Here is a 25,256-nt window from a genome sequence, read left to right as displayed (position 1 = left end):
GCTGGGCGAAAGAATGCACAAACACAGTGCAAATAACGCACTAATGCTGTGCAAATGTTAATTAATTGCACCACGCAAATTAACATTTTGTTAATGAAAAGAAAGGGGGATAAAAGACAAAGGCTGTTGAAACGACGAAGGCCTGAATCATTTCTGATTCAGGCCTTCTGAATAGTGGCGGAACGGACGGGACTCGAACCCGCGACCCCCTGCGTGACAGGCAGGTATTCTAACCGACTGAACTACCGCTCCACTGTTCCCGTTTGGGGAACGAGGCGCATATTACGGTGTGCCTCCGATCTCGTCAACGCTTTTTCTCACGTTTTGAATCGTTTGCTGCAAAAATCGCCCAACCGATGATTTTACAGACATTATGGCGTTTTTTCAGGCGCGCCACATACAGCTGCCGCCCTTCTTCTGTACCAGATCGAGACGGGATTCATGGTTAAGTAACTCTTCATCACTGGCTAAAACAACCCGTAAACGACTTGCCTGACGGACCACGCGCTGGATGCCCGCTTCGCCCTGCGCCTGCTGCGACTCATTTTCCATGCTGAATTTCATCGACGTCTGACCGCCGGTCATCGCCAGATAGACATCAGCCAGAATCTGGGCATCGAGAAGTGCCCCGTGCAGCGTTCGCTTGGTGTTGTCTATTTCATAACGTGAACAGAGTGCATCGAGGCTGTTACGCTTGCCGGGAAACATCTTCCTCGCCAGCGCCAGGCTATCGGTCACTTTGCAGAAGGTATTGGTTTTCGGAATATCGCGATGGAGCTTACTAAACTCATAGTCCATAAAGCCGATATCGAACGACGCGTTATGGATGATTAACTCAGCGCCTTTGATGTAGTCGAGAAACTCGTCAGCCACCTCGGCGAAGGTCGGTTTATCCAGCAAGAACTCATCGGCAATACCGTGAACGCCAAACGCTTCTGGATCCACCAGCCGATCGGGTTTGAGGTAGACGTGGAAGTTGTTCCCCGTGAGACGACGGTTCACCACTTCAACGGCACCGATCTCAATGATCTTGTGCCCTTCGTAGTGCGCGCCGATCTGGTTCATACCGGTGGTTTCGGTATCGAGGACAATCTGGCGAGTAATTGCAGTGCTCATAGCGGTCATTTATGTCAGACTTATCGTTTAACTGAACGTTTCAATACAGGAAGTCTACCAGAGATGCGTAAACAGGTAGAAATTTTCACCGATGGATCTTGTCTCGGGAACCCAGGCCCCGGCGGCTACGGCGCGATTATGCGCTATCGTCAGCATGAGAAAACTTTTAGCGAAGGGTATTTCCTGACCACCAACAACCGTATGGAGTTGATGGCGGCCATTGTGGCGCTGGAAGCCTTAAAAGAACACTGCGACGTGGTGTTGAGTACGGATAGCCAGTACGTGCGACAGGGTATCACCCAGTGGATCCACAACTGGAAAAAACGCGGCTGGAAAACTGCAGATAAGAAGCCCGTGAAGAACGTCGATCTCTGGAAGCGCCTTGATGCGGCACTGGGCCAGCACGAGATTAAGTGGGAGTGGGTTAAAGGCCACGCCGGCCACCCGGAAAACGAGCGCTGCGATGAACTGGCGCGCGCGGCGGCCTCAAATCCGGCCCATGAGGATACTGGCTACCAGCCTGAATCCTGATCAGGGTTTTCTGTACTGCCGCGTTGCGCCAACGGTCTGGCGGATGGGCGTTTTCGATTTGCTCTGCTTCATGGGGTTAAGCGTCAGAGGGATGGTTCGCTTACGCGCGACGATAAACTGCATGCAGCCTAATGCGGGCAAATGCGTACTCAATAAAACTCCCCCCTGACGTGCCCACGGCAGTACCTGAAAACCGCCATAGTTGAGCACTTCAAAGTTGAGCAGTGACAGCCAGTCGAGCTGGCGCATCATGGTGAACATCCGGCTGTTATAGGGTGGCGTTCGGCGCAATACAGGCACCAGCTTACGTAACCCCATCAGACTCAGCGGATTAAAACCGCTGAGTATCAGCCAGCCGTCATCAATCAGCACGCGATCGGCTTCACGCAGCATACGATGAGGATCGCTGCACCAGGGCAGCGCGTGGGCAAGAAGACACGCATCTACGGATTTTTCCGCAAACGGCAGATGCAATGGGTCAGCCTTCACCTGAACCGGCGATCCGCCGAGAGAGACATTGACCTGATGTGAGATGGCGCAGCTTTCGGTATTGATTTCTGCGCTGAGATTGCCAATCTTAAGCAGGTGAAAGCCATACATTTTCGCGAGCCAGGGCTTCAGCTGTTGCTCAAGCGCCTCGCGATAGTATTCACCCCAGGGCAATTCCGCCCAACGTTCCGGTGCTGCGACAGTCTGAGGTATCCTTGCCGGTTTCATCAAAACACCCGCCACGCTATAAGAGGTAATGTATGAATCTTATCAGTATTCCTGCTTTTCAGGACAATTACATCTGGGTTTTGGTCGATAACGATCGTCGATGCGTCATTGTCGATCCCGGCGAATCCGCCCCTGTGCTTGATGCAATAAAGGAGAACGCCTGGCAGCCAGAAGCCATTCTGTTGACGCACCATCATAACGATCACACTGGCGGCGTGCCGGAACTGCGCGCTCATTTTCCGCATCTTGTGGTTTACGGACCGGCTGAGACACAAGATAAGGGAACGACGCAAGTAGTCCAGGAGGGCGAAAATATCCACATCCGTGAGTGGGAGTTTTCCGTATTTGCTACGCCAGGTCACACTTTGGGACATCTGTGTTTCTACAGTAAACCTTATCTTTTTTGTGGCGACACCCTCTTCTCAGGCGGTTGCGGAAGACTTTTTGAAGGCACACCAGAACAGATGTATCAGTCTTTACAAAAGATTAGTGCTTTACCCGATGACACACTTATTTGTTGTGCCCATGAGTATACATTAGGGAATATGAAGTTTGCGGAGAGCCTCTTACCCGAGGATCGGGCGATTCAGGATTATTATCACAAAGTGAAGGAGTTACGTGCAAAAAACCAAAATACACTACCCGCAATTCTGAAAAATGAGCGCCGAATTAATTTATTTCTGCGAACAAATGATATTGATTTAATTAATAAAATTAACCAAGAAACAAATTTGCAACAACCAGAACAGCGATTTGCATGGTTAAGGTCAAAGAAAGATAACTTCAGATAAATGCGGGTTGCCTTTTCAAAATTTCGCCGTTATCATCGCTCGTCTTTTAAGCAACTATTGACACACACATGAAGGCAAAAGCGATATTACTCGCCTCTGTCCTGCTTGTAGGTTGCCAGTCGCAGAACGGCAGCAACGTACAACAGCATGCACAGAGCCTTTCTGCAGCTGGTCAAGGGGAAGCAGGGAAGTTTACAAGTTCGGCGCGCTGGATGGACGATGGGACATCTTTCGCGCAGGAGCAAGACTTGTGGACCTCTATTGGCGACGAGCTAAAGATGGGAATTCCGGAAAACAGCCGGATTCGCGAACAGAAGCAGAAGTATTTAAGAAATAAGAGCTATCTCCACGATGTAACGTTACGGGCAGAGCCGTATATGTACTGGATAGCCGGGCAAGTTAAGAAACGTAACATGCCTATGGAGCTGGTACTCCTACCCATAGTGGAGAGCGCTTTTGACCCACACGCGACGTCTGGCGCCAATGCCGCAGGCATTTGGCAGATCATTCCGAGCACCGGGCGAAACTATGGTCTGAAACAGACCCGCAACTATGATGCGCGTCGGGATGTTGTCGCTTCAACGACAGCCGCTCTCGACATGATGCAACGTCTGAATAAGATGTTTGACGGCGACTGGCTGTTAACGGTCGCAGCGTATAATAGTGGCGAGGGTCGTGTACTGAAGGCAATGAAAGCGAATAAAGCACGGGGTAAATCCACCGATTTTTGGTCGCTCTCACTGCCACAGGAAACGAAGATTTACGTACCGAAGATGCTGGCCTTGAGCGATATTCTCAAGAACAGCAAGCGTTACGGTGTACAACTGCCAACACCAGACGAAAGTCGTGCACTGGCGCGCGTTCGCCTCAGCAACCCTGTGGATATTCAACAGGTTGCTGATATGACGGGTATGTCGGTAAGTAAACTTAAAACCTTTAATGCAGGCGTTAAAGGCTCAACGCTGGGGGCTAGCGGCCCGCAGTATGTGATGGTTCCGCAGAAACATGCTGAGCAATTGCGTGAGTCTTTAGCATCGGGTGAGATTGCCGCCGTTCAGTCAACGCTGATCGCCGATGCTTCATCCGTTAACAGCCGCAGCTATAAGGTGCGTTCAGGTGATACGCTTTCTGGCATTGCATCACGTCTTGGCGTGACGGCGAAAGATCTGCAGCAGTGGAATAATCTGCGCAGCTCAGGTCTGAAAGTGGGTCAAACTCTGACGGTAGGCGCAGGTAGCAGCGCACAGCGTCTCGCCAGCAACAGCGATAGCATCACTTATCGCGTACGTAAAGGCGATTCACTGTCCAGTATCGCAAAACGACATGGCGTGAACATCAAAGATGTAATGCGCTGGAATAATGATACTGACAATCTGAAACCAGGCGACCAGTTGACGTTGTTTGTGAAGAACAGCGCTACGCCAGACTCCTGATTACACGATCGAAAGATAAAAAGGCACCGATTCCCCTCGGTGCCTTTTTTGTTTATCCCGCTTTTTGCGCTTCAGCCATGATGGTATCGCTGGTAAACGATCCATCCTCCTGCAATTCAAAGTACGCTTTTACCTCAGCAGAGGCACTCTCCTGATAGAGGCGAATCGCCTGACTTAATGCTTCCGGGGTACGCATACGGGCAATCCACGAAGGGTATTCCAGCGGCAAACGATCTGTTGTTAACATCCGGGTAATCAACCCCGCTTCAGTGATAAGCGATAACCACTCTCCGCTGGAGTAGTTTTGTACGTGGGAAGTATCACGCAGCGCTTCTACTGTCTGCAGCCAGATATCGCGCACCGGATGCCCGGGAGACATCACATCCATAATAATGAAGATCCCGCCCGGCTTCAGGACTCGTTTGACTTCACGTAATGCCTGGCCGACATCATGCCAGTGGTGCGCGGAATAACGGCTAATCACCACCTCAAACGAGGCATCATCAAACGGTAAGGACTCGGCGTACCCCTGGCGCGTATCCACGTTGCTCAGCCCTTTCTCTCTCGCCGCCTCAGCAACAACATCCAGCATCTGACTGGATAAGTCATACGCGGTGACCTTCGCCACCTGCTGCGCAGCCGTAAAGCTGGCATGCCCTGCCCCACAGCCTAAATCCAGCACGTGCGCCTGCGGGAATGCTGCCAGACGTTCGCCGAGACGCAGCAGGTCACGACCTGAAGCATGCACGGCGCTGGTCAGATAGGCATTTGCCTGGGAGCCAAACTGTTTTTCTACGTTGTCATGATGGGAGTGTGTTGTTGTCATCGTACTGTCCTTTGTTGGTTAAAAATAAAAGGGCAGCACCCGCGCAGGCCTGCCCCACGGCAGACCTGACACACCATTATTTATCAGGTTTGCCGGGACTGAATTCGACTAGTAGAGGGTTGTGATCGGAGGCGCGCGTGACCAGAACAGAGGCATCATGCACGCTCAGACCACGATAGAAGACAAAATCGAGAGGTCGACCAAAGGCTTTTTTACGCTGATCGTCACTAAAACGGACTTCACGCAGAGACATTTCACGCGCAAAGCGATACAGCGCATTCATGCGCGGACGACTCCAGGCATTGAAATCACCGGCCATAATGATAGGCCCGCTGTGGTGGGCAATTTGATCGCCAATGGGAAGTAACTGCTTACTGTACACATCCACGCCCAGGCTGAAATTTACCGCGTGGATGTTCACCACCATCAGCATCCGGGTATCCGGCAGCGGATAGACGGTCACCAGCGCCGATTTCGCCAGACGCAGTATAGGCTCGCGCTCACGCAGCGGGCAGCAGTAAACCGGGTGTGCTGAAGAGAGGGTCATCACGCCTGAAGGATGTTGCGGCAGGACAAACGCCGGCACCTGGTCGGCAGCAAGATAGTTCGTTGTGGCAAACCGAACCAGTTCAGGTGTGGTTTGCGCCTCCTGAAGCAGAACCAGATGAGCATCTTTACCAAAATTCTTGAGTACCGATAACCACTCCGCACGCTGCTGCTTAAAGATATTCCAGACCAGTACCCGAATTTTGTCATCGCTGCTTAACGGTGTCCCTGCGGGTAATGCCTGGCTTATGCTCGCAAACGACCCCGGAGGCAAGATCCTCTCCGCGGGCATTCCGGCAACATAACGCATGGCATAGGTATTTTTTCGCACTTTTGGAAACGGCCTCTGTAACATGAACCAGCCCGAAAACGGACTGGTTCTAATGTTATAGGGACTTTAGGTCACACTTTCAACGCAATTTCTGAGAAACCGCTTTCCAGTTTTGTAAGCAAGCACTTACTGATGTTATCCCAGTGCTACGCGAGTAGGTTTATCGAGGCGGCCACTCAGCCCTATCAGCAGGAAAGCGACAAGGACGATCACCGCACCAATCCAGGGAGTCTGGGTTAATCCAAAGTGTTCGACGGTTTGTCCGCCAATAATGGAGCCCAGCGCGATCCCAATATTGAACGCGGCAATGTTCAGTCCGGATGCCACATCCACGGCGTTTGGCGTATAGAGCTCCGCTTTCTGAACAACATAAACCTGAAGCCCGGGCACGTTGCCAAAAGCGAAGACACCCATTACCAGTACCGTGATCAGTGCGGCGTATTGCATGGACGCCGTGAACTGGAATATCAACAGCAGAACCACCAGGGCGGCGAAGATAAATTTCAGCGCCGGAACCGCACCATGTTTATCTGCAAGCTTGCCGCCCCAGATATTGCCAATCGCCACGGAAATACCGTATCCCAGCAAAATCCAGCTCACGGCACTCGGGGAGAAGCCTGCCAGGTCCTGCATCATCGGTGCCAGGAAGGTGAAGGCGGTAAATACGCCTCCATAGCCCAGAGCCGTGACCGCGTAGATGATCAGCAAACGCGGATGGGTAAGCACCTTTAGCTGATCGCTCAGGCTGGCGCTGGCCCGGCCTGGAATAGTCGACGGTACCAGCAGCAGGCTAGCAACAAGGGCAATAACCCCCAATAAGGAGACGGCCAGAAACGTCTCACGCCAGCCGAAGTGCTGTCCGATAAACGTGCCTAGCGGCACACCCGTAACGAGTGCGACGGTCAGTCCACCAAACATGATCGCAATAGCTGAGGCTGCTTTCTCTTTGGGGACCAGGCTGGTTGCAATAGTGGAACCAATTGAGAAGAACACGCCGTGTGCAAGGCCGGTCAACAGACGGGCAACCACCAGGGTGGTGTAGTCCGGTGCCTGCCAGGCCAGAATGTTACCGGCGGTGAACAACACCATCAACGCAACTAACAGCTGCTTACGCGGAAAACGTCCGGTCAGAGCCGTCAGCACAGGCGCACCGACGGCGACGCCCAGGGCGTAGATTGACACCAGCAATCCGGCGGAAGGCAGCGAGATCGCAAGCTGGTTAGCAATGGTGGGAACCAGTCCCACGATAACAAATTCGGTCGTGCCAATTGCAAAGGCACTGATCGTCAGGGCAAGTAGCGCCAGTGGCATAAAATACTCCGTATCATCAGGATTAAGATGACAGGCAGTATGTGCCAGTGCTTAAATAACAAAAATGGTCAAAATATCAATAGAATTTTGCAGGTGGTGCAACAATGAAAGCAACGTCAGAAGAGCTGACAATCTTTGTCGCCGTTGTTGAAAGCGGTAGCTTTAGCCGTGCAGCCGAACAGCTGGGACAGGCTAACTCGGCCATCAGCCGCTCAGTGAAAAAGCTGGAGATGAAGCTTGGGGTGAGCCTGCTCAACCGGACGACGCGGCAACTGAGCCTGACGGAAGAAGGAGAGCGTTATTTCCGCCGCGTGCAGTCGGTGCTGCAGGAGATGGCTGCAGCAGAGACAGAAATTATGGAAAGCCGCAGCACGCCGCGGGGATTGCTGCGCATTGATGCGGCCACGCCGGTAGTACTGCACTTTCTGATGCCGCTGATCAAACCTTTTCGTGAACGCTATCCGGAGATGACGCTTTCTTTGGTCTCATCAGAGACGTTTATCAACCTCATCGAGCGTAAAGTGGATGTGGCTATCCGGGCCGGTACACTGACCGATTCAAGCTTGCGCGCCCGCCCGCTGTTTGCCAGCTACCGCAAAATTATCGCGTCGCCGCAGTACATTGCTGAGCACGGTAAACCGGAGACCGTTGAAGAGTTGAAGCAGCATCTTTGTCTGGGCTTTACGGAACCGGTATCACTGAACACCTGGCCTGTCGCCTGTCGTGATGGTCAGCTTCATGAAATTACCAGTGGGTTATCGTCAAACAGTGGAGAAACGCTAAAGCAACTGTGTCTTGAAGGGAACGGCATCGCGTGCCTGTCTGACTATATGATAGATAAGGAGATTGAACGAGGTGAACTGGTGGAACTGATGGCGGATAAACGTTTGCCGGTCGAGATGCCTTTTAGCGCAGTGTATTACAGTGACAGAGCGGTGAGTACGCGGATTCGTGCTTTTATTGACTTCCTGAGTGAACATATAAAGACAGCTCCCGGAGGAGCTGTATGAGGGTTAAGGCGACAGAGGGTTAGTGAAACTTAATCCCAGTCAGGCGCTAAACCTTCCGGGCTGACCAGGCGATCGTTGCACTCCAGTGCTGCGATCGCTTTTTTATCGTCATCATCCAGATGAAGGTCGACCGCTGACAGGTTGCTGGCCAGGTTTACACGTTTGGTTGACGATGGGATCACGGCATAACCTTCGCCCATTGCCCATGCCAGAATGACCTGTGCCGGAGTCGCGTTATGTTTTTCTGCAATACGTATAATCGCCTCATCTTTCAGCGCCTTACCATAAGCCAGCGTCATGTATGACGTGATGTGGATACCGTGCTGCGTTGCCCAGTCCACGACTTTATGGTTTTGCAGATAAGGTGAAAGTTCAATCTGGTTGGTCGCGATATTTTCTGCACCTACTGCGGCAATGGCTTTTTCCATCAGCGGAATGGTGAAGTTTGAAATACCGATTTCACGCGTTAATCCCTGCTTTTTCGCTTCCATCAGCGCCTGCATGAACTCTTCTACAGAAACGGCATCGTTTGGTGATGGCCAGTGGATCAGCGTCAGGTCCACGTAGTCAGTACGCAGCTTTTTCAGACTCTCTTTCAGGCTAGGGAGCAGTTTGTCTTTGCTGAGGTTTTCAATCCAGATTTTGGTGGTGATAAATATCTCGTTACGCGGTACACCACTCTCTTCAATGGCCTGTCCAACGGCAGCTTCATTTTCATAGATCTGTGCCGTATCAATTGCGCGATAGCCTAACTCGAGTGCCGTTTTAACAGATGCGATAACAACGTCGTCTTTCAGGCGGAAAGTGCCCAGACCAAATGCAGGGAGAGTCATAGTATTCCTCAATCATTATGTTCGTAAACTGAGGAGGATTATCGCTGGCGTTGTTATATTGAAAAAGATCGTAAAACGCAGAGGATTTTTGCTCATTTCGCAATAATTAAACAGCAGATAAGAAAAAAGCCCTGAGCGTTAACTCAGGGCTTTCAATAAGTGGCGGAACGGACGGGACTCGAACCCGCGACCCCCTGCGTGACAGGCAGGTATTCTAACCGACTGAACTACCGCTCCACCGAAGACTGCTTGTAACCACCGGATTTATGCACCGGCTTACTACTTAATTTGATGCCTGGCAGTTCCCTACTCTCACATGGGGAGACCCCACACTACCATCGGCGCTACGGCGTTTCACTTCTGAGTTCGGCATGGGGTCAGGTGGGACCACCGCGCTAAAGCCGCCAGGCAAATTCTGTTATCTGTATCAGGCTGAAAATCGTCTCTCACCGCCAAAACAGCTTCGGCGTTGTAAGGTTAAGCCTCACGGTTCATTAGTATCGGTTAGCTCAACGCATCGCTGCGCTTACACACCCGACCTATCAACGTCGTCGTCTTCAACGTTCCTTCAGGAGACTTATAGTCTCAGGGAGAACTCATCTCGGGGCAAGTTTCGTGCTTAGATGCTTTCAGCACTTATCTCTTCCGCATTTAGCTACCGGGCAGTGCCATTGGCATGACAACCCGAACACCAGTGATGCGTCCACTCCGGTCCTCTCGTACTAGGAGCAGCCCCCCTCAATTCTCCAGCGCCCACGGCAGATAGGGACCGAACTGTCTCACGACGTTCTAAACCCAGCTCGCGTACCACTTTAAATGGCGAACAGCCATACCCTTGGGACCTACTTCAGCCCCAGGATGTGATGAGCCGACATCGAGGTGCCAAACACCGCCGTCGATATGAACTCTTGGGCGGTATCAGCCTGTTATCCCCGGAGTACCTTTTATCCGTTGAGCGATGGCCCTTCCATTCAGAACCACCGGATCACTATGACCTGCTTTCGCACCTGCTCGAGCCGTCACTCTCGCAGTCAAGCTAGCTTATGCCATTGCACTAACCTCCTGATGTCCGACCAGGATTAGCTAACCTTCGTGCTCCTCCGTTACTCTTTGGGAGGAGACCGCCCCAGTCAAACTACCCACCAGACACTGTCCGCAACCCGGATCACGGGTCTACGTTAGAACACCAGCCATTAAAGGGTGGTATTTCAAGGTTGGCTCCACGCAGACTGGCGTCCACGCTTCAAAGCCTCCCACCTATCCTACACATCAAGGACCAGTGTTCAGTGTCAAGCTATAGTAAAGGTTCACGGGGTCTTTCCGTCTTGCCGCGGGTACACTGCATCTTCACAGCGAGTTCAATTTCACTGAGTCTCGGGTGGAGACAGCCTGGCCATCATTACGCCATTCGTGCAGGTCGGAACTTACCCGACAAGGAATTTCGCTACCTTAGGACCGTTATAGTTACGGCCGCCGTTTACCGGGGCTTCGATCAAGAGCTTCGCGTTACCGCTAACCCCATCAATTAACCTTCCGGCACCGGGCAGGCGTCACACCGTATACGTCCACTTTCGTGTTTGCACAGTGCTGTGTTTTTAATAAACAGTTGCAGCCAGCTGGTATCTTCGACTGATTTCAGCTCCACCCGCAGGGGCTTCACCTACATATCAGCGTGCCTTCTCCCGAAGTTACGGCACCATTTTGCCTAGTTCCTTCACCCGAGTTCTCTCAAGCGCCTTGGTATTCTCTACCTGACCACCTGTGTCGGTTTGGGGTACGATTTGATGTTACCTGATGCTTAGAGGCTTTTCCTGGAAGCAGGGCATTTGTTACTTCAGCACCGTAGTGCCTCGTCATCACACCTCAGCGTTAAAAGGTACCGGATTTACCTGGAACCTCCGCCTACATGCTTAAACCGGGACAACCGTCGCCCGGCTAACATAGCCTTCTCCGTCCCCCCTTCGCAGTAACACCAAGTACAGGAATATTAACCTGTTTCCCATCGACTACGCCTTTCGGCCTCGCCTTAGGGGTCGACTCACCCTGCCCCGATTAACGTTGGACAGGAACCCTTGGTCTTCCGGCGAGCGGGCTTTTCACCCGCTTTATCGTTACTTATGTCAGCATTCGCACTTCTGATACCTCCAGCAACCCTCACAGGCCACCTTCAACGGCTTACAGAACGCTCCCCTACCCAACAACACATAGTGTCGCTGCCGCAGCTTCGGTGCATGGTTTAGCCCCGTTACATCTTCCGCGCAGGCCGACTCGACCAGTGAGCTATTACGCTTTCTTTAAATGATGGCTGCTTCTAAGCCAACATCCTGGCTGTCTGTGCCTTCCCACATCGTTTCCCACTTAACCATGACTTTGGGACCTTAGCTGGCGGTCTGGGTTGTTTCCCTCTTCACGACGGACGTTAGCACCCGCCGTGTGTCTCCCGTGATAACATTCTTCGGTATTCGTAGTTTGCATCGGGTTGGTAAGCCGGGATGGCCCCCTAGCCGAAACAGTGCTCTACCCCCGAAGATGAGTTCACGAGGCGCTACCTAAATAGCTTTCGGGGAGAACCAGCTATCTCCCGGTTTGATTGGCCTTTCACCCCCAGCCACAGGTCATCCGCTAATTTTTCAACATTAGTCGGTTCGGTCCTCCAGTTAGTGTTACCCAACCTTCAACCTGCCCATGGCTAGATCACCGGGTTTCGGGTCTATACCCTGCAACTTAACGCCCAGTTAAGACTCGGTTTCCCTTCGGCTCCCCTATACGGTTAACCTTGCTACAGAATATAAGTCGCTGACCCATTATACAAAAGGTACGCAGTCACCCCATAAAGAGGCTCCCACTGCTTGTACGTACACGGTTTCAGGTTCTTTTTCACTCCCCTCGCCGGGGTTCTTTTCGCCTTTCCCTCACGGTACTGGTTCACTATCGGTCAGTCAGGAGTATTTAGCCTTGGAGGATGGTCCCCCCATATTCAGACAGGATACCACGTGTCCCGCCCTACTCTTCGAGTTCACAACCTGTGCATTTTCGTGTACGGGACTATCACCCTGTACCGTCGGACTTTCCAGACCGTTCCACTAACACACAAGCTGATTCAGACTCCGGGCTGCTCCCCGTTCGCTCGCCGCTACTGGGGGAATCTCGGTTGATTTCTTTTCCTCGGGGTACTTAGATGTTTCAGTTCCCCCGGTTCGCCTCGTTAACCTATGTATTCAGTTAACGATAGTGTGTCGGAACACACTGGGTTTCCCCATTCGGACATCGCCGGGTCAAAGGTTCATATCACCTCGCCGGCGCTTTTCGCAGATTAGCACGTCCTTCATCGCCTCTGACTGCCAGGGCATCCACCGTGTACGCTTAGTCGCTTAACCTCACAACCCGAAGATGTTTCTTTCGATTCATCATCGGCTTGCGAAAATTTGAGAGACTCGAACACACATAACATGTGTGTCGTTTCAATTTTCAGCTTGATCCAGATTTTTAAAGAGCAAAACTTCGCAGTGCACCTTTTCAGGTTCACTCTGAAGTTTTCTTGTGTTCGCAGTAAAAGATGGTGGAGCTATGCGGGATCGAACCGCAGACCTCCTGCGTGCAAAGCAGGCGCTCTCCCAGCTGAGCTATAGCCCCATCGTTTGTAATCTCTGTACCGCTCATCCTTTAAAAGGAGTTTGGTAGGCCTGAGTGGACTTGAACCACCGACCTCACCCTTATCAGGGGTGCGCTCTAACCACCTGAGCTACAAGCCTGCAGAGATTTTTACTGCTGTTTTTTCATCAGACAATCTGTGTGAGCACTGCAAAGGCAGGTTCTTTAAGGTAAGGAGGTGATCCAACCGCAGGTTCCCCTACGGTTACCTTGTTACGACTTCACCCCAGTCATGAATCACAAAGTGGTAAGCGCCCTCCCGAAGGTTAAGCTACCTACTTCTTTTGCAACCCACTCCCATGGTGTGACGGGCGGTGTGTACAAGGCCCGGGAACGTATTCACCGTAGCATTCTGATCTACGATTACTAGCGATTCCGACTTCATGGAGTCGAGTTGCAGACTCCAATCCGGACTACGACGCACTTTATGAGGTCCGCTTGCTCTCGCGAGGTCGCTTCTCTTTGTATGCGCCATTGTAGCACGTGTGTAGCCCTACTCGTAAGGGCCATGATGACTTGACGTCATCCCCACCTTCCTCCAGTTTATCACTGGCAGTCTCCTTTGAGTTCCCGGCCGGACCGCTGGCAACAAAGGATAAGGGTTGCGCTCGTTGCGGGACTTAACCCAACATTTCACAACACGAGCTGACGACAGCCATGCAGCACCTGTCTCAGAGTTCCCGAAGGCACCAATCCATCTCTGGAAAGTTCTCTGGATGTCAAGAGTAGGTAAGGTTCTTCGCGTTGCATCGAATTAAACCACATGCTCCACCGCTTGTGCGGGCCCCCGTCAATTCATTTGAGTTTTAACCTTGCGGCCGTACTCCCCAGGCGGTCGACTTAACGCGTTAGCTCCGGAAGCCACGCCTCAAGGGCACAACCTCCAAGTCGACATCGTTTACGGCGTGGACTACCAGGGTATCTAATCCTGTTTGCTCCCCACGCTTTCGCACCTGAGCGTCAGTCTTTGTCCAGGGGGCCGCCTTCGCCACCGGTATTCCTCCAGATCTCTACGCATTTCACCGCTACACCTGGAATTCTACCCCCCTCTACAAGACTCTAGCCTGCCAGTTTCGAATGCAGTTCCCAGGTTGAGCCCGGGGATTTCACATCCGACTTGACAGACCGCCTGCGTGCGCTTTACGCCCAGTAATTCCGATTAACGCTTGCACCCTCCGTATTACCGCGGCTGCTGGCACGGAGTTAGCCGGTGCTTCTTCTGCGGGTAACGTCAATTGCTGCGGTTATTAACCACAACACCTTCCTCCCCGCTGAAAGTACTTTACAACCCGAAGGCCTTCTTCATACACGCGGCATGGCTGCATCAGGCTTGCGCCCATTGTGCAATATTCCCCACTGCTGCCTCCCGTAGGAGTCTGGACCGTGTCTCAGTTCCAGTGTGGCTGGTCATCCTCTCAGACCAGCTAGGGATCGTCGCCTAGGTGAGCCGTTACCCCACCTACTAGCTAATCCCATCTGGGCACATCTGATGGCAAGAGGCCCGAAGGTCCCCCTCTTTGGTCTTGCGACGTTATGCGGTATTAGCTACCGTTTCCAGTAGTTATCCCCCTCCATCAGGCAGTTTCCCAGACATTACTCACCCGTCCGCCACTCGTCACCCGAGAGCAAGCTCTCTGTGCTACCGTTCGACTTGCATGTGTTAGGCCTGCCGCCAGCGTTCAATCTGAGCCATGATCAAACTCTTCAATTTAAGTTTGATGCTCGTGAATTAAACTTCGTAATGAATTACGTATGTTCACTCAGAGACTTGGTATTCATTTTTCGTCTTGCGACGTTAAGAATCCATGTCACTTTGAGTGCCCACACAGATTGTCTGATAAATTGTTAAAGAGCAGTTGCAACGCGGCTTTCGCTCACCGTTGCGAGGTGGCGTATATTACGCTTTCCTCTTTCAGAGTCAACCCGTTATTTCAGGATTTTTTCTCTTCAACCGACCGGGTTGTCTGTGAAGTGATTCACATCTGCCGTGTCGATGGAGGCGCATTATAGGGAGCTGCCGAGGAATGACAAGTGGAAATATGCATTTTTATTTCGACCGCTCACCTTTTCACCAGAACGGCTATTTTTGGTGCTTTTTAATCTCTTTTGGCAGATCGGCCAGGCTATTAATCACCCAATCCGCGGCATTTTCAGCTTCTGGCGTAACAGGCTTACCCGTGCGCACTAATATTTTGGTCCCCACACCTGCAGCTGCAGCTGCCTGCATATCTTCCAGTTTATCGCCCACCATATAAGAAGCGGCCATATCGATGTGCAGAAACTCTTGCGCGGAGATAAACATTCCCGGATGCGGTTTACGGCAATCACAGGTCTGGCGATACGCTTCTACGGTTCCCTGAGGGTGGTGTGGGCAATAATAAATGCCATCAAGATCGACCCCGCGATCCGCCAGCGACCAGTCCATCCATTCTGTCAGCGTCTCGAATTGCGCTTCGGTGAATTTACCGCGCGCAATACCAGACTGGTTCGTTACGACCACCAGCGCGTAGCCCATCTCTTTCAGCTGGCGCATTGCCTCTATAACGCCTTCGATAAATTCGAACTCATCAATCTCATGGACATAACCGTGATCCACATTAATAGTGCCATCACGATCGAGAAAAATTGCGGGTACTGATTTTGCCACCGGTTTGCTCCTGAAAAAGGCCTGTTGAGCTAGTATCTCATGAAACGCAGCGCAATAAAGTGCTCATCGTACAGAGTTGGATTGATTTAGACGTCTGGATGCCTTAACATCCGTTTTGTTTACGGTCATCACCCGTATCTGGCAGAACAAAATGCCACGGCTAACTTACATACGATAAAAATAATCTAATGATTAAACTTTCCAATATCACCAAAGTGTTCCAGCAGGGGAACCGAACCATTCAGGCGCTGAACAATGTCAGCCTGCATGTTCCTGCTGGTCAAATTTATGGCGTCATTGGCGCATCGGGTGCAGGTAAAAGCACGCTGATCCGTTGTGTTAACCTGCTTGAGCGTCCAACCCAGGGTAACGTAGAAGTTGGCGGCCAGGAACTTACCGCTCTTTCAGAGAAAGAACTCACCAAAGCGCGTCGTCAGATTGGCATGATCTTCCAGCACTTCAACCTGCTGGCTTCCCGCACCGTTTTCGGCAACGTCGCCTTGCCGCTGGAGCTGGACAACACACCGAAAGAAGAAGTGAAGCGTCGCGTTACCGAACTGCTCGACCTCGTGGGTCTGGGTGACAAACATGACAGCTACCCGGCAAATCTGTCTGGTGGTCAAAAGCAGCGTGTGGCGATTGCCCGCGCACTGGCTAGCAATCCTAAGGTATTGCTGTGTGATGAAGCGACCAGCGCACTGGATCCGGCTACCACGCGTTCTATTCTGGAACTGCTGAAAGACATTAACCGTCGCCTCGGCCTGACGATCCTCCTTATTACGCACGAGATGGATGTGGTGAAACGCATCTGCGACTGCGTGGCGGTCATCAGCAACGGTGAACTGATTGAGCAGGATACCGTCAGCGAAGTGTTCTCCCATCCGAAGACCCCGCTGGCGCAGCAGTTCATTCAGTCGACGCTGCACCTGGATATTCCGGAAGATTATCTGGAGCGTTTGAAAACTGAACCCGCGGCAGACAGTGTCCCAATGCTGCGCATGGAGTTCACCGGTCAGTCCGTTGATGCCCCTCTGCTTTCCGAAACCGCGCGTCGCTTTAACGTGAACAACAACATTATCAGCGCCCAGATGGATTACGCCGGTGGCGTGAAGTTCGGCATCATGCTGACGGAAATGCACGGCACACAAGAAGAAACCCAGGCGGCAATCGCCTGGCTGCAAGAACACCACGTAAAAGTAGAGGTACTGGGTTATGTCTGAGCCGATGATGTGGCTGCTGGTTCGCGGCGTTTGGGAAACGCTGGCAATGACCTTCGTATCGGGTTTCTTTGGTTTTGTGATTGGCCTGCCGGTCGGCGTACTGCTGTATGTCACGCGTCCGGGTCAAATCATTGAGAACGCGAAGCTCTACCGTACGCTCTCTGCACTGGTTAACATCTTCCGTTCCATCCCGTTCATTATTCTGCTGGTGTGGATGATTCCATTTACCCGCGTGATCGTTGGTACGTCAATCGGTCTGCAGGCGGCCATTGTTCCGTTGACGGTAGGCGCTGCGCCGTTTATCGCCCGTATGGTGGAAAACGCCCTGCTGGAGATCCCGACGGGTTTGATCGAGGCCTCTCGTGCGATGGGCGCAACACCTATGCAGATCGTCCGCAAGGTACTGCTGCCTGAAGCACTGCCTGGCCTGGTGAATGCGGCCACGATTACGCTTATTACTCTGGTGGGGTATTCCGCGATGGGCGGTGCCGTAGGTGCCGGCGGTTTAGGCCAGATTGGCTACCAGTACGGCTATATTGGTTATAACGCTACCGTAATGAATACCGTTCTGGTATTGCTGGTTGTGCTGGTTTACTTAATCCAGTTCTCTGGCGATCGCATCGTCCGGGCTGTTACTCACAAATAACGTTACACACAACACAAACTCGACGAGTTAAGGATAAAACATGGCGTTTAAATTAAAGACCTTTGCAGCAGTAGGCGCGCTTATTGGCTCTCTGGCACTGGTGGGTTGCGGTCAGGACGAAAAAGATCCAAACCACATCAAAGTGGGCGTTATCGTAGGTGCAGAACAGCAGGTTGCTGAAGTTGCCCAAAAAGTGGCGAAAGAGAAATACGGCCTGGACGTTGAGCTGGTGACCTTCAACGATTACGTTCTGCCAAACGAAGCGCTGAGCAAAGGCGATATCGACGCTAACGCCTTCCAGCATAAGCCTTACCTGGATCAGCAGATCAAAGATCGTGGCTATAAACTGGTGGGTGTCGGTAACACCTTCGTTTATCCGATTGCCGGTTACTCCAAGAAGATTAAATCACTGGATGAACTGCAGCCGGGCTCTCAGGTTGCGGTGCCTAACGACCCAACCAACCTCGGTCGTTCCCTGCTGCTGCTGCAGAAAGTGGGCCTGATCAAACTGAAAGACGGTGTTGGCCTGCTGCCAACCGTTCTGGATGTCACCGAGAACCCGAAAAATCTGAAAATTGTTGAGCTGGAAGCCCCACAGCTGCCACGTTCTCTGGACGATGCGCAGATTGCTCTGGCCGTTATCAACACCACTTACGCCAGCCAGATTGGCCTGACGCCAACGAAAGACGGTATCTTCGTTGAAGATAAAGACTCCCCGTACGTTAACCTGATCGTGACTCGCGAAGACAACAAAGACGCGGAAAACGTGAAGAAGTTCGTACAGGCTTATCAGTCTGACGAAGTTTACCAGGAAGCCAACAAAGTGTTTAACGGTGGCGCGGTTAAAGGCTGGTAATCTCACCTCAGTGTAATATCATCAGGACGGGCTTATGCCCGTCTTGTCATTTGTGCAGTCAACTGATTCAATATCTGACGTTTTGATTATCCATTGAGGAATTATTATGCGTGCTTTACCGATCTGTCTTTTAGCACTCATGCTGAGCGGCTGTTCTATGCTAAGCAGATCTCCTGTTGAACCTGTTCAAAGCACGGCAACCCCGCCAAAAACAGAGCCTGCGAAACCGAAAGTGGTTCGCCCTGCGCCGGTTCGCATTATCACGAAAGCTGACGAACTCGTCGGTAAACCGTTCCGTGAACTGGGTGAAGTAAGCGGTGAATCCTGTCAGGCAACCAATCAGGACTCTCCGCCGAATATCCCGACAGCGCGTAAACGCATGCAAATTAACGCTGCCAAAATGAAAGCCAACGCGGTTCTGCTGCACAGCTGTGAAGTCACCAGCGGCACGCCGGGCTGCTATCGTCAGGCGGTTTGCATCGGTTCTGCGCTGAACATTACGGCGAAATGAGTGCATTTCAGTTTGAGCAGATAGGCGTTATCCACTCTCCCTATAAAGAGAAGTTCGCCGTGCCTCGCCAGCCGGGTCTGGTGACCAGCGGCGGGGGCGAGCTTCATCTTCTGGCGCCTTACAACCAGGCCGATGCGGTACGCGGGCTTGAGGCATTTAGCCATTTATGGGTGGTATTTGTCTTTCATCAGACGATGGAAGGCGGCTGGCGACCAACCGTGCGCCCTCCTCGTCTGGGTGGAAATGCGCGAATGGGCGTATTTGCGACTCGCTCGACCTTCCGTCCAAACCCGATCGGGATGTCGCTGGTTGAACTGAAAGGCATACGTTGTCAGAAAGATCGGGTGATACTGGAATTAGGCAGTCTGGACCTGGTGGACGGCACGCCGGTTATCGACATCAAACCCTATTTGCCCTTCGCGGAAGCGCTCCCGGACGCGCGCGCAAGTTATGCTCAGGATGCACCGCAGGCGGATATGCCTGTCTCTTTTACCCCTGAGATAGCCTCGCAGCTTATCCAGATGGAGAAACGCTATCCTCGTTTGCGGAATTTCATCACCGAAGTGCTGGCACAGGACCCCCGTCCAGCCTACCGTAAAGAAGAGGAAGCAGGAAAAACATACGCCGTCTGGCTGCTGGATTTTAACGTGCGCTGGCGCGTCACCGGGGCAGGTTTTGAAGTGTTTGCCCTTGAACCCAGGTAATTTTGTTCTCCTCTCTTTTGGCATCTTTGCCACACTGGTAAACTAAACCACTTTTTTTGTGTCAGGCTGGTGTTTCAGCCTGTTCCAATCGTCGAAATGGAACCGTAACAACATGCGTACTAGCCAATATCTGCTCTCCACTCTGAAGGAGACGCCTGCCGACGCCGAAGTGATCAGCCATCAGCTGATGCTGCGCGCCGGGATGATCCGCAAGCTGGCCTCCGGGTTATATACCTGGCTGCCGACCGGCGTGCGCGTCCTGAAAAAAGTCGAAAACATCGTGCGTGAAGAGATGAACAACGCCGGTGCAATCGAGGTGTCCATGCCTGTGGTTCAGCCCGCTGACCTGTGGCAGGAGAGCGGCCGTTGGGAACAATATGGCCCAGAGCTGCTGCGCTTCGTCGATCGCGGCGAGCGTCCATTCGTTCTCGGCCCAACGCATGAAGAGGTCATTACCGACCTGATCCGTAACGAGCTGAGCTCTTACAAACAGCTGCCGCTGAACTTCTTCCAGATTCAGACCAAGTTCCGTGATGAAGTTCGTCCTCGTTTCGGGGTGATGCGCTCTCGCGAATTCCTGATGAAAGATGCTTACTCTTTCCATACCTCTCAGGAATCGCTGCAAGAGACCTACGACAAAATGTACGAGGCATACAGCAAAATCTTCTCCCGCATGGGTCTGGATTTCCGCGCTGTGCAGGCTGATACCGGCTCCATCGGTGGCAGCGCATCCCATGAGTTCCAGGTACTGGCGCAGAGCGGTGAAGACGATGTGATCTTCTCGGACTCTTCAGATTACGCCGCGAACATCGAATTTGCAGAAGCGCTGGCACCAAAAGAACCACGCGGCGCTGCAACGCAGGAGATGACGCTGGTTGATACGCCAAACGCGAAAACCATTGCTGAGCTGGTTGAGCAGTTCGGTCTGCCGATTGAAAAAACCGTCAAAACGCTGCTGGTGAAATCTACCGAAGGCAGCGCTTACCCGCTGGTTGCCCTGCTGGTGCGTGGCGATCACGAGCTGAACGAAGTGAAAGCAGAGAAGCTGCCGCAGGTCGCGAGCCCGCTGACGTTTGCAACAGAAGCGGAAATCCGTGCCGTGGTCAATGCAGGTCCTGGCTCTCTCGGCCCGGTTAATATGCCGGTTCCGGTTGTTATTGACCGCACTGTTGCTGCGATGAGCGACTTCTCCGCCGGCGCTAACATCGACGGTAAACATTTCTTCGGTATTAACTGGGATCGCGACGTGGCGACGCCTGAAGTGGCAGACATCCGTAACGTGGTCGCAGGCGATCCAAGTCCGGACGGTCAGGGCACCCTGATGATTAAGCGCGGTATCGAAGTCGGTCACATCTTCCAGCTGGGTGACAAATACTCTCGCGCACTGAACGCCGCCGTTCAGGGTGAAGATGGCCGTAACCAGATCCTGACCATGGGCTGCTACGGTATCGGGGTCACTCGTGTGGTCGCGGCGGCCATTGAACAGAACTACGACGAGCGCGGCATCGTCTGGCCGGACAATATCGCTCCGTTCCAGGTTGCGATTCTGCCAATGAACATGCACAAATCCTACCGTGTGCAGGAACTGGCTGAGAAGCTGTACGCCGAGCTGCGTGCTCAGGGTATCGAAGTGCTGATGGATGACCGTAAAGAGCGTCCGGGCGTGATGTTCGCCGATATGGAACTGATTGGTATTCCACACACGGTGGTCATCGGTGACCGTAACCTCGACAGCGATGAGATCGAATACAAATACCGTCGTAGCGGCGAGAAACAGATGATCAAGACAGGCGATATTCTTGATTACCTGGTGAAAGCCATCAAAGCCTAAACAAAAAACCCCGCTCAGGCGGGGTTTTTTAATGGATAATCGTCAGCTTATTGACTGTTACAGTCTTTGCCTGCGATAAATTTCGCCTCTTTATCCACCACCAGCGTTTTCACGCTCTCTCCGCTATCCGGGTTTGGCTCCAGCGTAAAGTGACCATCTACGGTCAGCAATACCGGCTTGCTGTCATTGCCACGCGCCACGGCGTAATCACGTTCAAGCTGCGCGTTGTTCGCCACGCTGACTTTCTTACCCGTTGCACAGTCGGTAAAGATCGCCGCATCCGCCATATAGAAATACATACCCCGCATTGGCATCGGCGTAGCAGGCAGGGCCGCTTTCACCGGCGCAAGCGTATAATTGAACTGGGATTCAATCGGGTTGCCCTCGCGGTCGAGCATCTCCATCCCCTCACCTTTGGCGCGGAAATACGTTTTCTCACCCGTGGAATCCGTCAGGACCAGCTTTTCCGCTGTACGCGCCCAGGTTCCGTAGGTCGCAAACGAAGAGGGTTCTTTAGCGCCCTGATAACGCTGGTTCATAACCCAGGTGCCGTCTTTTTGCAGGAACAGGGACGTTTCGATGCCTTCACAGTCTGCACAAGGCAATACGCCGCGCCAGCTCTGCTGCATAGGCTTTAACGCTTCATTCTGCGAGGACTGCAAAACCTGCGTTTCAGAACGGTTGTTACACCCGAAAAGCGCAAACAGCGTACTCACTGCCAGCGCTGAAAATAATGCTTTTTTCACAATGAATTCCTTATGAAAAGTGTGTTCCCTTTCGTCACTCCATCGGGCGACGAACTTTACCGCGTAGTGCTTTCACTGTGGATTTTTGGGCTTTCGAGGACAACCGACGCTCTTTCGATGCGCGGGTTGGCCGCGTTGCCCGGCGGCTTTTTTGTACTGCTGTTAATTCTTTAATAACGGCCACCAGCCTGGCTATCGCCGCTTCCCGGTTTAACTCCTGGCTGCGGTACTCCTGGGCTTTAATCACAATCACACCTTCGCTGGTGATCAGATGATGGCTGGCAGCAAGCAGACTCTCTTTATAATACTCTGGCAGGCTTGATGCCCGAATGTCAAAACGCAAATGGATCGCCGTTGACGCCTTATTGACGTGCTGTCCACCCGCCCCCTGAGCACGGATGGCGGTGATCTCCAGCTCATTATCAGGGATGCTGACGTTTCGGGACAAAACAATCATGACGCAGGCTGCCAGGCCGCCAGATGAATTTCCAGATTATTCTGAGAATCAGAGAGCCAGATGGCGCCGTCCTGAATGGTTGCCTGCAGCACCATCGTCCGGCCGGCAAACTCACTGAGCTGCGCCAGCTGTTCATCATCCAGATACCAGACGGTGAGATTTTTATACTGCGCACATTTATTCTTGTTTTGTTGCCACCAGATCTCCGCCGCGCGCTGGTTATAGGCGAATAACGCCACTTCAGCGGACTGGGTACAGGCCTTTTTAATCCGACGCTCGTCCGGCAGACCGAGCTCGATCCACAGGTCGATGCCCAGGTGATCGTTTCGCAGCCAGGCTTCTGGCTCGTCCTCTGCGCTTAAGCCGCGGGTAAACTGCAGCCGCTCGTTGGCATATTTAATCCACGCCAGCAGGCGCAGCATCATACGCTCCTGGGTTTCGGAGGGGTGGCGCGCCAGCGTCAGCGACGCATCCAGAAACTGGTTGCGATCAAGATCGGCCACATTGACCACTGCTTTATAAATTGTCGCTTTAAGCGCCATGAGAGAACTCCATTCGAATCAGGGGCACATTGTAGCGAAAACAGAGGCAAAAGGCTGTCACGCGGTGATAAATCACACCTGTCAAGGCGCTGATATTGCTTAAATGAGTATGGTATAGTCACCTTGCTAAACCGAGTTTATCTTCGTAGGCTTAATGATATCTCACAGTAAGTCAGTGCGCTGGCGGGAGGGGATGTGAATAATTATTGTGAGTTAATTCGCAAACGGTATGCGGAAATCGCCAGCGGAGATCTGGGGTATGTCCCGGACGCGTTGGGCTGTGTATTGAAAGTGCTTAATGAAGTGGCCTCTGATGAGAGCCTTTCAGAGTCGGTCAGGGAAAAAGCAGCGTACGCTGCGGCGAATTTACTGGTGAGCGATTATGTCGATGAATGATACTTATCAACCCATCAATTGTGATGACTATGACAACCTCGAACTCGCCTGCCAGCATCATTTAATACTGACGCTGGAGCTAAAAGATGGCGAAGTATTGAAGGCAAAAGCCAGCGATCTGGTTTCACGTAAAAACGTGGAATATCTGGTTGTTGAAGACGGCAGTGCAACGCGTGAGCTACGTCTGGATAAAATAGCCAGCTTCAGCCACCCGCAAATCGGCACAGTCGTGGTGAGCGAATCCTGATGACACTTACGGGCAGCCTGGCTGCCCGTTACATTTTCTGCCAATCAAAACTGACCCCTTCTTCTGACCATCCCTCTTCCGTGATGAAAACCCCGGCAGCAGCCATCAACGTTTCACCGTAAAACAGCAGTGGCGTGGTATTACGTCGCCACGGCGGCACGCTGCACTCCTGCCATATCTTCTTAAGCTTCCGTCCCCCGTTGCGCCCGACAATATGCAGCAAACCACCAGCCTTGAAGCGTACGGTTACCGGCTCACCAGGCTTCGGCAGACGCACATGACCGGACGGGCTCAAAGAGACGCTCCCTGCATCACAGGGCAATATCAGCGGTACCTCTGGCGACGCCCAGTCGAGTACCACCTCGGTCAGTGAAGGCGTGGATTTGATCCACCAGAGTTTGCCTTTATAGCGCCTGACCTCAAAACCATTCAGATACACGCAGGGGGAAGCATCTTCCCGCGCCTGCGCGACTTCGTCCCAGATCCGGCTCAGCATCGCCCGCGACGGCATCGCTGTATGATGAGTAGCCAGCCAGCGGCGTAACAGTGCGGCGCGGCGCACCGGGCTCATCGCCTCCAGGGGCGCTATCGCCAGTGCTCCGTCTTCAGAAATCAGGTCAGCCAGATCCGCACTCAACAGTTCATCCAGCAACAATTCCTGTTCAGCACACAGTATGGCGCTTCTCGCTGTCGCGTCGGCGAAATGCGGCCAGCGCTCGCTCAACAGCGGCAGGATGCGCAGGCGCAGGAAATTACGATCGTAACTGTCGTCCTGGTTACTCTCGTCTTCTATCCAGCTCAGCTGATATTCCCGCGCCCAGGCTTCCAGCGACGCCCGCGTCTCGCCCAGCAGCGGGCGCAGCAATTGCGTCCCGGCAAACTCAGATCGTGCAGGCATGGCGGACAGCCCCGCCGGTCCGCTTCCCCGCTTAAGCGCCAGCAAAAAAGTTTCGCACTGATCGTCCAGATGCTGAGCCGTGACCAGCGCTTCGCCAGGAAGTAATGCCGCGGAAAAAGCGGCATAGCGGGCTTTCCGCGCCTGTGCCTCGATGCCCTTCCCCTCATCAATGAGCGTGACGCGCTCAGCGATGAACGGGATCGCCCAGGCCGCACACAAGGCTTCACAGTGCGCCACCCACTCCTCAGCGTGAGGACTTAATCCATGATGGATGTGCATAGCCCGAAGCTGGACGTCAGGCTCCCGGTCGCGCCAGCGTTTCAGGCGATGGAGCAGAACGGTGGAATCCAGGCCACCGCTAAACCCCACCAGCAGCTGGCGGTACGGTGAAACAGCTTGTGCGATAGCGGGTAAGGTCATAGGAAATTACACATAAAAAATGCCCGAACTGAGCGGGCA

23 protein-coding genes, 4 tRNA genes and 3 rRNA genes are annotated in these 25,256 nt (G+C 52.8%); 12 read left to right on the top strand and 18 right to left on the bottom strand.

The window, feature by feature from the left end:
- Window positions 1–175: 175 nt before the first annotated feature.
- Both L3068_RS04130 and dnaQ read right to left on the bottom strand, forming a co-directional pair.
- Window positions 176–252, bottom strand: a tRNA-Asp gene (locus L3068_RS04130).
- Window positions 253–384: 132 nt separating this feature from the next.
- Window positions 385–1,116, bottom strand: coding sequence for a DNA polymerase III subunit epsilon (gene dnaQ / locus L3068_RS04125; RefSeq protein ID WP_032629739.1), 732 nt, complete (start codon window positions 1,114–1,116; stop codon window positions 385–387).
- 63 nt (window positions 1,117–1,179) lie between these two features.
- On the opposite strand from dnaQ, the gene rnhA reads away from it, so the two are divergent.
- On the top strand, window positions 1,180–1,647 hold the full coding sequence (rnhA, locus tag L3068_RS04120; protein ID WP_014882660.1) for a ribonuclease HI: 468 nt from the start codon (window positions 1,180–1,182) through the stop codon (window positions 1,645–1,647).
- On the opposite strand, the gene L3068_RS04115 is transcribed toward rnhA, so the two are convergent.
- On the bottom strand, window positions 1,648–2,364 hold the full coding sequence (locus tag L3068_RS04115) for a class I SAM-dependent methyltransferase (protein ID WP_014882659.1): 717 nt from the start codon (window positions 2,362–2,364) through the stop codon (window positions 1,648–1,650). It lies immediately after the preceding gene.
- Between the two features lie 32 nt (window positions 2,365–2,396).
- Here L3068_RS04115 and gloB point away from each other — a divergent pair, with 32 nt between their 5' ends.
- Window positions 2,397–3,155 (top strand): hydroxyacylglutathione hydrolase, encoded by a 759-nt coding sequence (gloB, locus tag L3068_RS04110; protein ID WP_117582220.1) that lies wholly within the window; start codon window positions 2,397–2,399, stop codon window positions 3,153–3,155.
- Window positions 3,156–3,223: 68 nt separating this feature from the next.
- Window positions 3,224–4,588: a murein transglycosylase D gene (gene mltD, locus L3068_RS04105; protein WP_023336785.1), complete on the top strand. Its 1,365-nt coding sequence runs from the start codon at window positions 3,224–3,226 to the stop codon at window positions 4,586–4,588.
- Window positions 4,589–4,640: 52 nt separating this feature from the next.
- On the opposite strand, the gene L3068_RS04100 is transcribed toward mltD, so the two are convergent.
- The 3 genes from L3068_RS04100 to L3068_RS04090 all read right to left on the bottom strand — a co-directional run bounded on the left by L3068_RS04100 (window position 4,641) and on the right by L3068_RS04090 (window position 7,602).
- Window positions 4,641–5,414, bottom strand: a complete 774-nt coding sequence (locus L3068_RS04100) for a class I SAM-dependent methyltransferase (RefSeq protein WP_117582218.1) — start codon at window positions 5,412–5,414, stop codon at window positions 4,641–4,643.
- 76 nt (window positions 5,415–5,490) lie between these two features.
- Window positions 5,491–6,291 (bottom strand): endonuclease/exonuclease/phosphatase family protein, encoded by an 801-nt coding sequence (locus L3068_RS04095; RefSeq protein WP_014882655.1) that lies wholly within the window; start codon window positions 6,289–6,291, stop codon window positions 5,491–5,493.
- 135 nt (window positions 6,292–6,426) lie between these two features.
- A complete protein-coding gene (locus L3068_RS04090) occupies window positions 6,427–7,602 on the bottom strand; it encodes an MFS transporter (protein ID WP_050863207.1) in 1,176 nt (391 codons plus the stop codon).
- 104 nt (window positions 7,603–7,706) lie between these two features.
- Between L3068_RS04090 and yafC the strand changes: the two genes are divergently transcribed.
- Window positions 7,707–8,612 carry a DNA-binding transcriptional regulator YafC gene (gene yafC / locus L3068_RS04085; RefSeq protein ID WP_045281943.1) on the top strand — a complete coding sequence of 302 codons (906 nt, stop codon included), beginning with the start codon at window positions 7,707–7,709 and terminating at the stop codon, window positions 8,610–8,612.
- 29 nt (window positions 8,613–8,641) lie between these two features.
- Here yafC and dkgB read toward each other — a convergent pair whose 3' ends face one another.
- The 8 genes from dkgB to gmhB all read right to left on the bottom strand — a co-directional run bounded on the left by dkgB (window position 8,642) and on the right by gmhB (window position 15,743).
- Window positions 8,642–9,445, bottom strand: coding sequence for a 2,5-didehydrogluconate reductase DkgB (gene dkgB / locus L3068_RS04080; RefSeq protein WP_023336782.1), 804 nt, complete (start codon window positions 9,443–9,445; stop codon window positions 8,642–8,644).
- A gap of 160 nt (window positions 9,446–9,605) precedes the next feature.
- Window positions 9,606–9,682, bottom strand: a tRNA-Asp gene (locus L3068_RS04075).
- A gap of 56 nt (window positions 9,683–9,738) precedes the next feature.
- A 5S ribosomal RNA gene (rrf, locus tag L3068_RS04070) occupies window positions 9,739–9,854 on the bottom strand.
- 64 nt (window positions 9,855–9,918) lie between these two features.
- Window positions 9,919–12,822: ribosomal RNA gene (locus L3068_RS04065) — 23S ribosomal RNA — on the bottom strand.
- Between the two features lie 180 nt (window positions 12,823–13,002).
- Window positions 13,003–13,078 (bottom strand) — tRNA-Ala (locus tag L3068_RS04060).
- 42 nt (window positions 13,079–13,120) lie between these two features.
- A tRNA-Ile gene (locus L3068_RS04055) sits at window positions 13,121–13,197 on the bottom strand.
- Window positions 13,198–13,267: 70 nt separating this feature from the next.
- Window positions 13,268–14,807: ribosomal RNA gene (locus L3068_RS04050) — 16S ribosomal RNA — on the bottom strand.
- The 16S, 23S and 5S rRNA genes sit together here with 3 tRNA genes alongside, the layout of an rRNA operon.
- Window positions 14,808–15,176: 369 nt before the next feature.
- Window positions 15,177–15,743 carry a D-glycero-beta-D-manno-heptose 1,7-bisphosphate 7-phosphatase gene (gene gmhB, locus L3068_RS04045; RefSeq protein WP_014882651.1) on the bottom strand — a complete coding sequence of 189 codons (567 nt, stop codon included), beginning with the start codon at window positions 15,741–15,743 and terminating at the stop codon, window positions 15,177–15,179.
- A gap of 188 nt (window positions 15,744–15,931) precedes the next feature.
- On the opposite strand from gmhB, the gene metN reads away from it, so the two are divergent.
- The 6 genes from metN to proS all read left to right on the top strand — a co-directional run bounded on the left by metN (window position 15,932) and on the right by proS (window position 21,511).
- The gene (gene metN / locus L3068_RS04040; RefSeq protein WP_023332146.1) at window positions 15,932–16,963 is read left to right on the top strand and encodes a methionine ABC transporter ATP-binding protein MetN; all 1,032 of its coding nucleotides are present in this window, start codon (window positions 15,932–15,934) and stop codon (window positions 16,961–16,963) included.
- Window positions 16,956–17,609, top strand: coding sequence for a methionine ABC transporter permease MetI (locus tag L3068_RS04035; RefSeq protein WP_003856130.1), 654 nt, complete (start codon window positions 16,956–16,958; stop codon window positions 17,607–17,609). The genes metN and L3068_RS04035 overlap by 8 nt, the downstream gene beginning before the upstream one ends.
- Before the next feature lie 40 nt (window positions 17,610–17,649).
- The gene (metQ, locus tag L3068_RS04030) at window positions 17,650–18,465 is read left to right on the top strand and encodes a methionine ABC transporter substrate-binding lipoprotein MetQ (protein ID WP_047343994.1); all 816 of its coding nucleotides are present in this window, start codon (window positions 17,650–17,652) and stop codon (window positions 18,463–18,465) included.
- A 106-nt stretch (window positions 18,466–18,571) separates the two neighbouring features.
- Window positions 18,572–18,976 carry an envelope stress sensor lipoprotein RcsF gene (gene rcsF, locus L3068_RS04025; RefSeq protein ID WP_008501883.1) on the top strand — a complete coding sequence of 135 codons (405 nt, stop codon included), beginning with the start codon at window positions 18,572–18,574 and terminating at the stop codon, window positions 18,974–18,976.
- A complete protein-coding gene (tsaA, locus tag L3068_RS04020) occupies window positions 18,973–19,680 on the top strand; it encodes a tRNA (N6-threonylcarbamoyladenosine(37)-N6)-methyltransferase TrmO (RefSeq protein ID WP_059372484.1) in 708 nt (235 codons plus the stop codon). Before rcsF ends, tsaA begins: the two co-directional genes overlap by 4 nt.
- Before the next feature lie 112 nt (window positions 19,681–19,792).
- The gene (proS, locus tag L3068_RS04015) at window positions 19,793–21,511 is read left to right on the top strand and encodes a proline--tRNA ligase (RefSeq protein ID WP_117580937.1); all 1,719 of its coding nucleotides are present in this window, start codon (window positions 19,793–19,795) and stop codon (window positions 21,509–21,511) included.
- A gap of 47 nt (window positions 21,512–21,558) precedes the next feature.
- On the opposite strand, the gene nlpE is transcribed toward proS, so the two are convergent.
- From nlpE to L3068_RS04000, 3 genes are read right to left on the bottom strand one after another with little or no spacing between them, the layout of a single operon-like run.
- The gene (gene nlpE / locus L3068_RS04010; RefSeq protein ID WP_050861687.1) at window positions 21,559–22,257 is read right to left on the bottom strand and encodes an envelope stress response activation lipoprotein NlpE; all 699 of its coding nucleotides are present in this window, start codon (window positions 22,255–22,257) and stop codon (window positions 21,559–21,561) included.
- A gap of 34 nt (window positions 22,258–22,291) precedes the next feature.
- Complete coding sequence (arfB, locus tag L3068_RS04005; RefSeq protein WP_014882646.1) at window positions 22,292–22,714, bottom strand: alternative ribosome rescue aminoacyl-tRNA hydrolase ArfB; 423 nt, start codon at window positions 22,712–22,714, stop codon at window positions 22,292–22,294.
- Window positions 22,711–23,256 (bottom strand): YaeQ family protein, encoded by a 546-nt coding sequence (locus tag L3068_RS04000; RefSeq protein ID WP_023339027.1) that lies wholly within the window; start codon window positions 23,254–23,256, stop codon window positions 22,711–22,713. Before L3068_RS04000 ends, arfB begins: the two co-directional genes overlap by 4 nt.
- A gap of 195 nt (window positions 23,257–23,451) precedes the next feature.
- On the opposite strand from L3068_RS04000, the gene L3068_RS03995 reads away from it, so the two are divergent.
- A complete protein-coding gene (locus L3068_RS03995; RefSeq protein WP_008501889.1) occupies window positions 23,452–23,652 on the top strand; it encodes a YaeP family protein in 201 nt (66 codons plus the stop codon).
- Entirely contained in the window at window positions 23,639–23,899 is a 261-nt protein-coding gene (rof, locus tag L3068_RS03990) for a Rho-binding antiterminator (RefSeq protein WP_014882644.1), read from the top strand. The genes L3068_RS03995 and rof overlap by 14 nt, the downstream gene beginning before the upstream one ends.
- A 28-nt stretch (window positions 23,900–23,927) precedes the next feature.
- Here rof and tilS read toward each other — a convergent pair whose 3' ends face one another.
- On the bottom strand, window positions 23,928–25,217 hold the full coding sequence (gene tilS / locus L3068_RS03985; RefSeq protein WP_117580935.1) for a tRNA lysidine(34) synthetase TilS: 1,290 nt from the start codon (window positions 25,215–25,217) through the stop codon (window positions 23,928–23,930).
- Between the last annotated feature and the right edge of the window lie 39 nt (window positions 25,218–25,256).

This window comes from Enterobacter cloacae complex sp. ECL414 (genome assembly GCF_021869685.1).
GTDB classification, from domain to species: domain Bacteria; phylum Pseudomonadota; class Gammaproteobacteria; order Enterobacterales; family Enterobacteriaceae; genus Enterobacter; species Enterobacter kobei.
Note: the sequence above shows the minus strand (reverse complement) of the source record. Positions and strands in the feature narration are given on the sequence as shown.